10 protein-coding genes and 1 riboswitch are annotated in these 13356 nt (G+C 40.6%); of the genes, 5 read left to right on the forward strand and 5 right to left on the reverse strand.

The features are described 5' to 3' along the window. Window positions 1–115: 115 nt before the first annotated feature. Window positions 116–2041: a serine hydrolase domain-containing protein gene (locus tag GNT69_RS03475; RefSeq protein ID WP_239094055.1), complete on the reverse strand. Its 1926-nt coding sequence runs from the start codon at window positions 2039–2041 to the stop codon at window positions 116–118. Window positions 2042–2228: 187 nt separating this feature from the next. Continuing rightward, complete coding sequence (locus GNT69_RS03480) at window positions 2229–3266, reverse strand: hypothetical protein (RefSeq protein ID WP_203553547.1); 1038 nt, start codon at window positions 3264–3266, stop codon at window positions 2229–2231. Window positions 3267–3569: 303 nt separating this feature from the next. Next, window positions 3570–3705, forward strand: a riboswitch (cyclic di-AMP (ydaO/yuaA leader). 125 nt (window positions 3706–3830) lie between these two features. On the opposite strand from GNT69_RS03480, the gene GNT69_RS03485 reads away from it, so the two are divergent. Then, entirely contained in the window at window positions 3831–5135 is a 1305-nt protein-coding gene (locus tag GNT69_RS03485; RefSeq protein ID WP_203553548.1) for a dicarboxylate/amino acid:cation symporter, read from the forward strand. A 243-nt stretch (window positions 5136–5378) separates the two neighbouring features. On the opposite strand, the gene GNT69_RS03490 is transcribed toward GNT69_RS03485, so the two are convergent. Then, on the reverse strand, window positions 5379–5648 hold the full coding sequence (locus tag GNT69_RS03490) for a hypothetical protein (protein ID WP_203553549.1): 270 nt from the start codon (window positions 5646–5648) through the stop codon (window positions 5379–5381). Between the two features lie 312 nt (window positions 5649–5960). Between GNT69_RS03490 and GNT69_RS03495 the strand changes: the two genes are divergently transcribed. Next, a complete protein-coding gene (locus GNT69_RS03495) occupies window positions 5961–7229 on the forward strand; it encodes an MFS transporter (protein WP_203553951.1) in 1269 nt (422 codons plus the stop codon). Window positions 7230–7761: 532 nt separating this feature from the next. Here GNT69_RS03495 and GNT69_RS03500 read toward each other — a convergent pair. After that, window positions 7762–8637 carry a PP2C family serine/threonine-protein phosphatase gene (locus tag GNT69_RS03500; protein ID WP_203553550.1) on the reverse strand — a complete coding sequence of 292 codons (876 nt, stop codon included), beginning with the start codon at window positions 8635–8637 and terminating at the stop codon, window positions 7762–7764. Between the two features lie 10 nt (window positions 8638–8647). Next, complete coding sequence (locus GNT69_RS03505; protein WP_203553551.1) at window positions 8648–9697, reverse strand: tetratricopeptide repeat protein; 1050 nt, start codon at window positions 9695–9697, stop codon at window positions 8648–8650. 341 nt (window positions 9698–10038) lie between these two features. On the opposite strand from GNT69_RS03505, the gene GNT69_RS03510 reads away from it, so the two are divergent. From GNT69_RS03510 to GNT69_RS03520, 3 genes are all read left to right on the forward strand, one after another. Beyond that, window positions 10039–10929: a hypothetical protein gene (locus GNT69_RS03510; protein ID WP_203553552.1), complete on the forward strand. Its 891-nt coding sequence runs from the start codon at window positions 10039–10041 to the stop codon at window positions 10927–10929. A gap of 60 nt (window positions 10930–10989) precedes the next feature. Then, window positions 10990–11937 carry a putative sodium/potassium/calcium exchanger gene (locus GNT69_RS03515; RefSeq protein WP_203553553.1) on the forward strand — a complete coding sequence of 316 codons (948 nt, stop codon included), beginning with the start codon at window positions 10990–10992 and terminating at the stop codon, window positions 11935–11937. A gap of 319 nt (window positions 11938–12256) precedes the next feature. Further along, on the forward strand, window positions 12257–13063 hold the full coding sequence (locus tag GNT69_RS03520) for a LysM peptidoglycan-binding domain-containing protein (protein WP_203553554.1): 807 nt from the start codon (window positions 12257–12259) through the stop codon (window positions 13061–13063). The last annotated feature ends 293 nt before the right edge of the window (window positions 13064–13356 follow it).

The following is a 13356-nucleotide window of genomic DNA, read 5'->3' on the forward strand; positions in this document are numbered from 1 at the left end:
CTCACAATCGATATGACACCTTCTATCAACCTAAACACTTTAACACATTAGCTAAGTGGCGGACCTCAAAATCCGACCGTGGAACAATCCCTGTGAAACAAGATTTTTCGGGGCGTCACAGTGACGCTACCAAATTATAATACCTCAAAACCAACACCACACTGACTGCTAAAAATAAAACAGCTGTATAATAAAGTTGTTTAACAAACGGCCCCCCTGATTTGGCAAACCAAGATTTGAGTAATACTACCCCTTGGATGATTACGAGTAAAATCGTAAGTACCGGGATATAGAGTGCTAGTTGAACAGCTAGTGGCAAATCTAAAAATACGGAAACAATACCATCCATTTGCGATATTCCAATCAGTAAGACCGCTAAATACAGTAAAAAACTCATGCATATTAGGATGTTTAGTTTTCCAGGATTTTTATACCAGCTCGGTTGCCTAACGATCGTGCTGCTTTCTTTCTTCCTTTTTACGATTTTCTTAATCAATTTTACAATTAAAATCAACCCTGTTCCGACTGATAGTAGGAAAAAAAGACCGATAAGAATCCCATGCAACAGGACATTTTGATACCAACTTCCTTTTTCAAACACAAAACTGCTGGAATCAAACATGTGGGTAATATTCCCTTTCCCATCCTCTTCAAAAGCAATATACTGCACTGTTTTAGGATCGAAAAATACAAGAGGTTCCACTTGGATAAATCTCCGTTCCTGATTTAAAAACTGAACAAGCAGTGAACGATTGGACCCTTGACTAATTTTGATCGAAGGGGACAATGCCAACGTTATTTTCGACACATCCTCACGACTGTAGCGATTCGTGTAATAACTGCCCTCATACCTTTTTAGATTAGTTTCTTCTATAATATTCTCCAAATCCTCAATCACTGCAGCAGATTCACTTATCGGATAAAAGTGGTTAATAAAAGTTTGCGGGAATTCTGCGGTCATCAAGGCCCCTGCATAACCATTATTAGCGATAAAAACTCCGATATTTCGGTCTTTATCAATCATTAGCATACTATTTGTTCCACCTGTATTCCCGCCATGCTCTAGAAACCGATGGGAATTCTGCAATCGTTCAAAAAAGCTAAAACCAAACCCTTGTACGCTCGGATGTTGCGAGAATTGACGTTCGTGCATCAGCTTAGCCGTATTTTCGTTGATCACCGTCGCACCATTCCATGTGCCGTTATTCAAATGAAGAAGCATAAATTGGGCCATATCTTCAGCTGTCGCTAACACCGAACCCGCAGGAGGAAAATGAAAATCATATAAGGGCTCCTCTTTAAAACCGTCCCCGATGGGAAAATATTCTCGGGCTAATTGCTCGTAAACAGTTGGATTCATTACAACATGTGTATCGTTCATCCCAAGCGGCTTTAAAATATGGTCTTCAATGTATTGTTCATAAGATAATCCCGAAACTTCCTCAATAACTAGCCCTAATAAGCCCATCCCATAATTGCTGTATTGGATGTATTGACCAGGTTCACGCAACATCTTCGGCTGATTTTCTTTTAAATAATTCCGTAAAGGCTTTCGCTCACGATAATGTTCAGCAGCCATTCCAATAATCAACTCATCAAAGCCGGCAGTATGGGTCAATAGATGCTTCACCCGGACTGGTTGGAAATCTTTCGTGTCAATTTGAAAATCTGTCAAATAATCATTCACATTCGCTTCAACATCAACCAATCCTAGTTCGACCAACTGCATAATCGCCGTTGCGGTAAACAGTTTTGTGACCGAGCCAATTCGAAATAACGAGCCACTTGGGTCTACCTCAAGCCCTTTCTCAAGATTGGCAAACCCAAATCCCTGTTCATAAAGAATCTCATTATCTTTGACAACAATCATAACCGCCCCAGGAATCTGATTTTCTTCCATTCTTTTTGTAAAATAATCCTCGGAAAACATTTGCACATTTTCTTTCGTGATTGGGACACTTTCCACTGGCTTCGTTACAGCAAAACTATGTAGAGGCAATAGGAGTAAAATACTGATCATCATGAATCCAATCCGTTTCATCAACTTAACCCTCTCCCACTATTCAGGTGAAACGCCGGGACGGTTCTGGTGTTTCGGTTGTCTAGGCTAAAGCGCAAACACCCTTCCGTTCACACTAGGTGAACGGGCGAACCGCCCAAATGTGTTTTTGTTCTGTGGAACAATCCCTGTGAAACAAGATTTTTCGGGGCGTCACAGTGACGCCATTCTAAATCGTCCATTGATCATGAACAACGGCAACTAATTTCCATTCGCCAAATTCGTTTTGTTCTAAAACCAGTTGGAGGCTGGACCAGTCCATGCCTGAATATTCTTCTGTTCCATAGCGATGATACTCAACAAACACTGAATTTGGGAAAACTTCTTTTATATTATTCATGGTGTTTCCGCGTTGCTTGACTTCATTCACGACGACCTCATCAGGATGCTGAAAATCTTGGTTGTAGATAAACTTTTCATAATATTCCTCTGTCGTCAATTCAATTGGGAATCCACTTCCGTCATACACTCCCCAGAGAAAAACTTCGGAATCATTACTAAAAAACTGCTCAATTTCTGTTTGTGAAAAAACGAGAGCATCTTCAGCGATATAACCATATGGTGAGAAGAGAATTCCTTTATCTGGATGGACATAGGAAGCTAAACCTGCCATGTCTTTCGCAGCAAGCAGATCCAAAACAGTCTCTGCAATCTCTTCAACCGTAACTTCTTCCATTTCAACATTGTCTAAAAGCCATTTGCCATCTTGGAATTGAAAGGAACATTCGAGGGTCACATACCCGAATAAAGCATTTTTCTGCTCTTGGATCAGTTTCACTTCGGTTTCCGTTATTTGTTCCAGTTCAAATGGTTCTTCTTCCTCTAGCCAGACGGGACCACCTCTTGGGATGAGATAAACCCCATCTTCTGATTCTGTAAAATTAGACTCCGTATACCTTGAGGCGTAGTCAACAGTTAAATTCTCCCGGAAATACTGTTTTACTTCTGTTTTAGTTTGAACAGAAGAAATTTCTTGCTGTTCATTTTGTTCGTTGGCGAGAGAAAGGAAGTCCTGTTTAAAGCCAGTTAATCGTTCTCGCGCCATATCTTCAGTCAAAGTCGGGATGCCTTCGTCTTGAGTAGGTGGATTCACTGGTTCCTCTTCATTCGGAGTTCCATTTTGCGGTGGTTCAGCGTTATTTTCATTACAAGCAGATAAACCAAGCAACATCCCAATACCCATTAAAATCAATAAAAACCTTTTCATACTAACTCCCTCCATTCATTGGGGAAACACAAGGACTACAGTGGCGGTTCTTCAGATTCATGTTGTGTATCTTCTATAATATTAGTCGTATAATGAGGGACTTTAGTTACGGTGAAACGCCGGGACGGTTCTGATGTTTCTTTTTGAAAACGACAGACCGACCGTCACACATGTTTCTGTGGAACAATCCCTGTGAAACAAGATTATTCGGGGCGTCACTGTGACGGAAACGGATTGACAAACGCAAAAATTATCTTTAAAATTACACTAGTATATCAACATTACAAATGTATACCTTTACAATTGAATTTTTCGCTTAATCTTTTGAGCGGGGGACCCAACCGTACTGTTTTTTGTACATGGGGTGAATCCTTTTTTGGTAGGGTACTCTCATACCCGAACCCGACAGCTAACCTCGTAGGCGTTTGAGAGGAAAACACTGCATAACTATGCACAGTGGTTTAACCTCTGTGTTTTTTTGTTCCTTTTTTAAGGGAATTTTTGTGGAGAAACCCCTCATTATGCACTTTTTTAACTAATAACACAATAGGAGGGATTATATCGATGAAATTATCGACTAAAATTGTTCTTGCTTTAATCACCGGAGGAATTACAGGTCTGTTGATCAACCTTTTCGCTCCAGGTATTTTTCCACCACTTGATCAGTATCTTTTCACCCCTCTGGGAAAAATTTTCCTAAGTTTAATCAACATGCTTGTCGTGCCGATTGTCTTCTTTTCCATCACCCTAGGAACTGCAGGACTCGGTGACCCAAAAAAGCTTGGAAGAATCGGCTTGAAGACCGTTTCGTTTTTCCTAGTGACAACGACAATCGCGATCACGATCGCGATTTCACTTGGCTTAATAATGCAGCCTGGAAGTGTCGGTAGTTTTGAAACGTCAAATATGCAATATGAAGCAAGAGAAGCGCCGCCTGTCAGCGAAACGTTACTGGGAATTATTCCGACAAACCCGATTCAATCATTTGCCGAAGGAAATATGTTGCAGATTATTGCGTTTTCAATTTTCGTTGGATTAGGCTTGGCGATGCTGGGCGAAAAAACAAAAGGACTATTAAACCTAATTGAACAAGGGAACGAATTAATGATGTACCTTGTTAATCTCGTTATGAAATTTGCTCCATACGGAACATTCGGCTTGATTGTCTCTGCGATTGGAAGTCAAGGTCTTGGAGCCATTAAAGCGATGGGACTCTATATGATAGTTGTTCTACTAGCCCTTCTGCTTCACGCCGTTTTTACTTATGGAGGTTCCGTCGCATTAATCGCAAAGAAAAATCCACTCTGGTTCTTTAAAGGCTTTGCTCCTGCAGCGAGTGTCGTGTTCAGTACTTCAAGCAGCAGCGCGTCTTTGCCAGTATCGATGAAAACAGCTCAAGAGAATTTAAAGATTCCGAAGTCCGTCAGTAGCTTTGTCCAACCGCTTGGGGCGACGATTAATATGGACGGAACGGCGATTATGCAAGGGGTCGCCACCGTTTTTATTGCCCAGGTATTCGGCATCGAGCTCACAGTCACACAGTTAATCACCGTTGTGTTAACAGCCGTACTAGCCAGCATCGGTACAGCAGGAGTGCCTGGCGTTGGTTTGATTATGCTTGCGATGGTTCTAAACTCAGTAAATCTACCAGTTGAAGGAATCGCCTTAATCATTGGCGTAGACCGTCTGCTTGATATGACTCGTTCAGCCGTGAACAGTACAGGAGATGCAGCCTGCGCGCTCATCATCGCAAAAACGGAAACTGAAAAAGAAGAGATAGAACTTGAAAAAGAAGTGCAAACAAGCAAGGTACTATTGCCACAAAAACAATTTAATCATTGCCCACAATGCGCTCAGCTCGATGATTGAAACACCGGGACGGTTCTGGTGTTCCACTTCAATAGGCTAAAGCCCAAAAAAACATGTGCCCACTTGCCCTACTAAGATTAACTTGTGGAACAAGATTTCTCGAGGTGTGCACCGTGACACAAATAAAGGTTTCGTTCATCAAATCTTGATGGCCGAAACCTTTTCTTTATATTTCGTAAAAACACTGCTTGTATAAAATTTGGACTGTGGAACAATTTTTGTGGAACAAGATTTTTCGGGGCGTCACTGTGACAGGATTTGTTGATCATTTTCAATGGCCTTTAAGCGGTCAACTAATTCTTTATGGTGTTCTTTTTGTTTGATCTCTATATCTTGTAGTTTATTTTGCGTTTTCAGTTGGTCTTGCTTCATCTCTTGTTGGTCTTGCTTCATTTCTTGCATGTCTCGCTTCATCTCTTCCATGTCTTGCTTCATCTCTTGCTGATCAGCTTGAATAGTTCCAACCATCTTAATTAATTGGGACAGCATCTCTTCCATTTTCTCACCATTCATAGTATTCACCTCCATTATCCATCATCATTATTTAACATCCCTATCATTTTAGAAATCCATTCTTTGAGTTGAGGCGAGGGTCCCACAACCCAGCATTCCTGCTAGAGACATGGGACTGATCTGGTGTTCCATTTCAATAGGCTTAGGCGAAAAAACTACGCGCCCCCTTACCTTACAAAATTAATCTGTGGAACAATTCCTGTGGAACAAGATTTTTCGGGGCGTCACTGTGACGGCATTGCAACGGCATTGCAGTCATCTGTACCCAGTGTTATAATCATTATGTTCTGAATTTTAAAAATATTAACAACCATCTTTGTTAACGTACCAAAAGACTATGCGAACGACGAACAGAACAAGAATAGGGAGAGAATAAATTTGGGAATACAACCTCCACGATTGTGGACAAAGGATTTTATCTTAATTACGCTGACATCTTTTTTCATTAGCGTGATGTATCTTTCACTGCTGACAACAACCACGCCCTATGTGATTGACAAGTTCAATGCAACGGAAAGTACTGCAGGGCTGGCAGCAAGTGTTTTTGTTCTCGGGATTCTACTTTCTCGTTTAGTTGTCGGCAAATACCTAGAAGTGATTGGCCGCAAGAAGCTATTCTATTTTGGTGTCATTTTTGCCTTTATCGGTACGCTACTTTATTTTCCCATCGAAAACTTAACGATCTTAATCATCCTTCGGTTCTTTCATGGGATCGTCACGGGTACTGCGTTTGCCGTTATGCAAACCGTTAGTATGGATATGATCCCAGATGAACGTCGCGGTGAAGGAATCAGTTTTTTTACGTTGAATTTCATTCTTGCCTTGGGAATCGGGCCTTTCGTTGGAATCTTCATTAATCAAGTGGCAACGATGCAGACATTATTTATCGTTAGTACCATCTTGGCGGGCATCAGTATGGTCCTATCCTGTTTTTTATCGCTTCCAAAAACAACGATCACGGCCGAACAGCTTGAAGAAATGAAGGGATTTCGTCTAAAGGATTTCTTTGAAGTAAGAGTACTTCCGATTGCTTCCTTAATCGGAGTTCTGGCTTTGGCCTACTCTGGGCTTCTCGCATTTTTAACTACGTATTCGCTTGAAATAAATTTAATGACAGCGGCAAGCTTCTTTTTTATTGTCTATGCTGTAGTCGTGCTCATTTTCCGCCCGATAACTGGCAAAGTCTTGGATAAAAAAGGCGATAATATTGTCATGTATCCCGCTTTTCTTCTCTTTTCAATTGGCTTGTTTATGCTAAGTCAAGCCGAGTATGGCCTAATAGTACTGCTGAGTGCCGTATTCATCGGTCTCGGTTTTGGGAATTTGCAGTCGGCCCTACAAGCAGTTGCGATTAAAAAGGTACCTAAATATCGTGTCGGGCTCGCAATATCAACCTTCTTTATTTTTCATGATATTGGCGTCGGACTTGGTCCATATGTTCTCGGCTATCTAATTCCTGCTATTGGTTATCGCAATATGTATTTAACGTTAGCGGTTATTGTTGGTGCAAGTGCATTTTTATACTATCTCATCCATGGGAAAAAGAAAGCCTTCAATGAACAACTATCTTCACAGGTCTAAAAATGCAGCTCCCCTTGAGCGAAAGGGGAGCTTTTTCCTTTTTAAAAGTTAGGCCCTAAACAAGTTTGTAATTTACAAAAACGAATTGTCCATTAACTTCTTCTTAACAGTCAATCTCAACAATACATGTTGTGTTATTTTACATATTTCGACAAAACACAAGCAGTGACACTGGTTGCACCTCAACACAGGAGTCGGCAGAACCATCCTCCTGTTATCCCTTGTATGCTTTCTGTAATTCGGCAAGTTAAATTTCTTCATTTTAAGAAATGCCTTCGTTAGGCGGGCGAGTTGTTCTCGTGTGGCCTTGTTCATCATTTCGTCCATCTCACTTGGGACAATCTGCCAGGATAGGTTAAACTTATCTTTCAGCCAGCCATCCATTGCAACAAACCATTGGTTTTCTAAACTAAAATCAGAAAACATGATGGCCCTTTCTTACACTTTAGCTGAGCGGGAGGCTGACACCAAAATCTTTGGTGGGTCATGGTGCCTATCCACATGTCCTCCTCATTCGACAAAACTCGGGGCGTCACTGTGACGAAATTAACGAAATTAAAATACCGGTTTTATCATCGGCTAGTTTTAAACGTGGGTATGCTAAGCAATAGGGATCCCCTGTTTCTAAGTGGTGAACATGGTTGTAAAGCTGAGCCAGTCCAGATTTGAAAGCAAATGAAGCGGTTTCGAGCCACGCCTGTTGTCCGCTCGCTTTTTTTGTCGGCAATTGAAGGCCATCGGACAATAATAAAATCTTCTTTACTTTCTTTAACGAAAGAAGTCCATATTCTATATGCTCGTTCGCATCACGGCTTCCGTCTAATACTCCATAACCTTCGCTAGTATTCATCTTTCTTCTGTTTTCTACTAAAGTATCCAGGATTTCTCCACGACATTCCTGAAAAATGCTTTCGTTCATTTCTACGTCCTTGGAACGCAACCTAAGTAAATGATGAAACTTCGAGATGGAAACGGAATCCAATGGAGATAAATGATCGTACGAAATCATTCGAATATCGCCGTTCGTTAATTGCAAGAACAGCATGCAGTCCCCAGTTTGAACATACTCCATCTGCAGCGTATCTTTCGTTATTTTAACAGCTGCTAGGCCGCATGAACTTCGTCTTTCCTTTAAAATATCCTTCATAGACTGGGCCTTAGTCACCTTGAGCGTTTTCTGACCGAGGATTTTATTGGCCAATTGGGTGCTTTCGATTAGGCTTTTCGATAAAGGCATCTCTTCGATTGAGTCTTTTATGGTCGTAGCAGCTAAGCTCCCAGGCAACCCACCAAGGCCGGTAGCACCATCAATAACAGCAAATAACCCTTCTTCTCTTTTTAAAATATAAGCATCTTCATTGGTGTGATTGCTTCCTTTTTCATGAATGTACTCAATTTGATTGAACATCATGTCCTCCTTACATAAATGTATGGATGGCAAAACCTAAACCTAACAGCATCATTCCGAGGGAAAAGGCCCCGATAATTTTCCATTTATTTGTGTTTTTATTACTGAATAAGATCGTAAATGCCACATAGCTGATAATTAAACAGCCTGTTAACACAAACAACAAAAAGACCGTATCCAAAACTTTGTCTAGTTTGACGAGATTAAAAGAACCAATCGTAAAAGTAATAATTGCAATAAAGAAGCCAAGCATTTGTAAATTCTCGGTTTTTGTACTCTCGAGGGATTTTTCCAATGTTTCTTTTGACACCGTCAACTCATGGATAGATTCTTCCATTTTAGCATTTAACTGTTCATTGCGAATGTTTGCTAGGTAGTTTTGGTAATCATTGATCCTTAAAATATAATCCGGTTTATCGGAGTCTTCTAAATCAATCGCCTTTAAAATCGATTCCGAAGCTTCCTTATATTTCTTTTTAAGAACCAACAGCCTCCCTTTCGTACAGTGAAATTTTGGATATTTTGGTGAAATGAACATCGCCTTTCTAAGGTCCTTTTCAGCTCTGCTTAAATAGGCAGGCTCTAATTCTAACCCTTCTTCTGCGGCGACAATCACCGCCTCCGCATAATTATGTAAAACCCCTTCCTGTTCCGGCAGCCTCCGCACTGCTTCCTCTGCGTATTCAACGGCCAAGGAAAAACTATCCATCGTCCGCAGTTCTCGATACATCATGGAACACAAATGGGGATATAACTTAAACGAAACGAACTCATGGCCATATTTTTCAAATAGTGCTTGATGTTTAGAACCGTCTTTCAATCTTCTCAGATATACACAAAGGGAGGCAAAAGCAGTAAATCGAATTGATGTTGGATTTTCATGGTAAACTATCATTTTGCCTTCCAGGAGGTTATATAACAACTCACTTTGCGTTTTGGCATGTTCAAGACTCCAATCCGCAATGGCCGTTTCAAACTTGCGTGCCGTGTCCTCCGGCAACGAATCATGGAACCCAATAAAAGCCTCTAATTCTTCAGAAGTTGCCACCTGTTGCATCATTTATTTGCACCTACTTACTATTCTATTTATACCTATAATTATACTAATTAGGTGAAGGAGATGCTATGGAATCGTGGGACATAGCAATGGGACATTTTACGGAATAAGACTTCCAACAGAGAAAGTGGTTCTGTTTAAACGAAATACTTAATTTTAAAATCAACACACTAAAGCATCGGGGCTGACACCAAAACCCTTGGTGAATCATACCTATCCCCGTGCCTCCTTGATTTAGGCCAAAAGAATCGTTTTTTTCGTAAAAAGGAATGAACGTACAAAAAATGACAAAAATACTCGAATACTGTTCATGAAGGTTACGATTAGGAAAGGGGGTGATTTTTTTGCACTTCCGTCAAATACTTATATCATGTCTTGTAATTGGAGCCGCCATGTTTATACCAGGCAATGTGTTTGCTGAGAAGAACGAACATAGTGGACAACAAAATTCCCAAAAAACTTCTGGGCAAGTTCAAATGGATAACCAAGCAGTAAAACCTAATATCTTGGCAAAGGAAAAAACTGTAGTAGCGTCTGAAGCCGTTAAACCTAATGTTTCGGCCCAGGAAAAAGCTGTGGTAGTACCTGATTCCGCTATAAAAAATCAAGGTGGGGTAAAACAGCAGCCATCTAAAGTTTCGCCTAACAATTCTGCTTCCCAAAAGGCAGGTGCAGCATTGCAACATTTGCCGGATCCAGCAAAAGGCAATGGGAAATCTGCTGTAAATAAGACTGTGAAAGCTCATGAGTCTAAAAAAAGAACAGCTGTTCAAGAAAAGAACGATGGGTTAGGAAGGAATGCCCAGATTCGGGAACGAGAGTTTAGAAATATTGCTTTAGATACCGTACATGATTCGGAAACTAGAGTGAATACTCAAAACGAAACGATAAGAGTTGAAACTCAAGGAGAGAATACTCATTTATCGGAAAATCATTCTGAATCGCTTGTATCTGAGCCACAAGAAAAGGGTAATATCCCATCAGATGAGCGTAAGATTCCAAAGGTGGTAAAACAGATACCGAATCCAACACAGCGGACGAGCGGCCATGAGGGACCACCGACTGATCGAGTCAGTCAGGGATTAAGCACCAATAGTTTTCTAGATAAATGGTTTACATGGAATTCATACTATGAAATCCAACTTGTGCAATCATATCTTTCTCAGGAAAAATGGTTGAATAATCAATGGGTGAATGCTCCACCTTCACCACCGCCCCAAGAAGCTCTCTTTTAAAAACCGTAACCCGAAAGCTTTGAGCCACGGAAAACGATAATAAAGGGAGCGAATTTAATAATGAAACATTATCTTAACACGAATAAAATTGTTAAATCTTTTGTACTTGTTGGAGCATTATCAATTGGGGTTTTTGCTGGAGGCCATTTTACTGAGGCTGCAGGACCTAATAAAGAAAAAATAGAACAAAAGATTCAAGCAAATGGTGCCAATAGTGCTAAGTCTGAGGTTAAAGTGAAACCTGCAGTTCCTGCTGCACAAGTAGCAAAGGATCAGGTTCAAGCTAAAGTAGAAGTAGAAGTAGAAGCTGAAGCTAAAGCAACAGTGAAGCCTAAAGAAGAGAAGGCTAGCAAATCACAAGCAAGTGTCAATGCAAGCGAGACTGCAAAGATCCATGCTGCCCCAAATTCAGCTGTTCACGGGAAGGTTGACCAAGCTGATGAAGAAGAAATTACGGAAGAAGCTCCGGTTCAGGAATCCGCACAAGAAGAAATGGTTAATACCGAAACGGAAAAAACAGAAACAGAAGGTAAGGATACTGAAGAAACAACTGACCTTGAGAGCGATGTAACTGTAACAGAAGAAGAGGATCATGGTATTGCTCCAGAAGAAGACAATACAGACATTGATTCAGATTCGGATTCAGATGTAAGAACTGAAGAGGATCAAGAGATTGAAGAAAATTCAGATGAAGTAGTAAACTTAGAAGACAAGGAAGATAGCAAAAAAGATTCAGATTCTAATACAGTCATTCCTGATTCAGATGCAGTAATCAAATCGGAAGATGACGAAGAAGATTCAGCTACTGAGGAAGCTTCTGAAGAAGATGCAGAGAAGGACGCAAAAGTAAACCCATCTGCAGCGAACAAAGCAAATTCTCAAGCGAGTGTAAATGCAAGCGAAACGGCAAAAGCACATGCAGCGCAAAATTCAGCCGTACTAGCTGGCGATGAAGTTGCTGAAAATGCTACAGAAGATCTTGTAGCTGGAGAAGTAACTGAAGAATAATTTATCCTACCAACGAAACCTAGGGAATTTCCCCCTAGGTTTCTTTGCATCTAAGTAGAAACACCGGGACGGTTCTGGTGTTCCACTTCAATAGGCTAAAGCAAAAAAAATCCACGCCCCTCCCTTGCCCTAATAATATTAACCTGTGGAACAATTCCCGTGAAACAAGATTATTCGGGGCGTCACTGTGACGGAACTTGTGACGGAACTAGGAATATTTTCCCCCCACCCCCAAAAAGTCCTGTCGAAGAACGAAGGATATTGTCGATTATATTTTTTTGAAAATATTAGAGATAGGTATTTTAGGGGGAGTCAGTAAGTGAATTCTATTACATTAAAGAGAAGAGACAGAATTGCTAAACTTCGTAAAGAAAAGAGAAACTCACGAAACAAGAAGATTACAGTTGCCGCTTTTGCAGGAACGGTTTCTTTACTGATTTTTATGAACAGTAAAGCAGGCGCATACAGTACGGAATATACTGTTAAAAAGAACGATACTTTATATAGTCTTTCGAAAAAACATGGAGTCACTGTGGATCAACTGAAGGAAGTCAATAGCTTAAAATCCGATAAAATTATCATTGGTCAACAGCTTTTAATGCCGGACCGACACCTTGTAACGATGGACGAAAAACACACTTATAATAAGTACACGATTCAAAAAGGAGATACACTTTACTCGCTTGCAAAAAAATTCGGAACGACAGTTGGCGAATTGAAAAAAGCAAATCATTTACAGTCAGATTACATACTAGTGGGCCAAAATATCTCCGTACCTTTAGAAACCTACACGCATGGCACCGAAGAAATGTATACTGTTTTTCCTGGTGATACATTATGGGGAATTGCCAAACGGTTTGGAGTAACGGTGAAAGCGCTTATGAACGAAAATGGGCTTAATAACGAAATGGTTCTCATTGGACAACGTCTGATGATTCCCGGAGAAGTTGAAATTTCAGAGGTAGAGGTAGTTGGTGCTGCTGACAATTTTACGGTTGAATTTAAACAACAAGGAAAAGCGTTCGTTTTAAAAGTCCCTTATGGTTCAGCCTCCGACTACGAGAAAAAGTCTGGCCAAAAGGCAATTATCGTCCATAAAAACGGTGCAGTCATCTCATTGATTTAAAAATAAATTAAAAATGACCGAGTGGAGTGCGACAAACACTCGATCACAAAACAACCATGCTGCATGAAAAGCAGCTAACCATTTATTTCAAAAGTAACTCCCCTCGTTCCTTGGCTGAACACGGATGGAGTTACTTTTTTTATTTGTGACAATCAGCGATACCCCCACCGCTCTCCTATCAAGAGACGGGCAACCTTCCATCGACACCCCAAAAAAAGAGAAAAATCATAACCCTATCCTTTTCCCGTGGAACATTCCGTGAAACAAGATTTTTAGTGTGCGTCACTGTGACG

It is taken from the genome of Bacillus sp. B15-48, assembly GCF_016879755.1.
Classification (GTDB): Bacteria; Bacillota; Bacilli; order Bacillales; family Cytobacillaceae; genus Mesobacillus_B.

Coding starts and splice junctions, on each gene's coding strand:
- GNT69_RS03475 (WP_239094055.1), bottom strand. CDS start 2,041: ATGAAACGGATTGGATTCATGATGATCAGTATTTTACTCCTATTGCCT.
- GNT69_RS03480 (WP_203553547.1), bottom strand. CDS start 3,266: ATGAAAAGGTTTTTATTGATTTTAATGGGTATTGGGATGTTGCTTGGT.
- GNT69_RS03485 (WP_203553548.1), top strand. CDS start 3,831: ATGAAATTATCGACTAAAATTGTTCTTGCTTTAATCACCGGAGGAATT.
- GNT69_RS03490 (WP_203553549.1), bottom strand. CDS start 5,648: ATGAATGGTGAGAAAATGGAAGAGATGCTGTCCCAATTAATTAAGATG.
- GNT69_RS03500 (WP_203553550.1), bottom strand. CDS start 8,637: ATGTTCAATCAAATTGAGTACATTCATGAAAAAGGAAGCAATCACACC.
- GNT69_RS03505 (WP_203553551.1), bottom strand. CDS start 9,697: ATGATGCAACAGGTGGCAACTTCTGAAGAATTAGAGGCTTTTATTGGG.
- GNT69_RS03515 (WP_203553553.1), top strand. CDS start 10,990: ATGAAACATTATCTTAACACGAATAAAATTGTTAAATCTTTTGTACTT.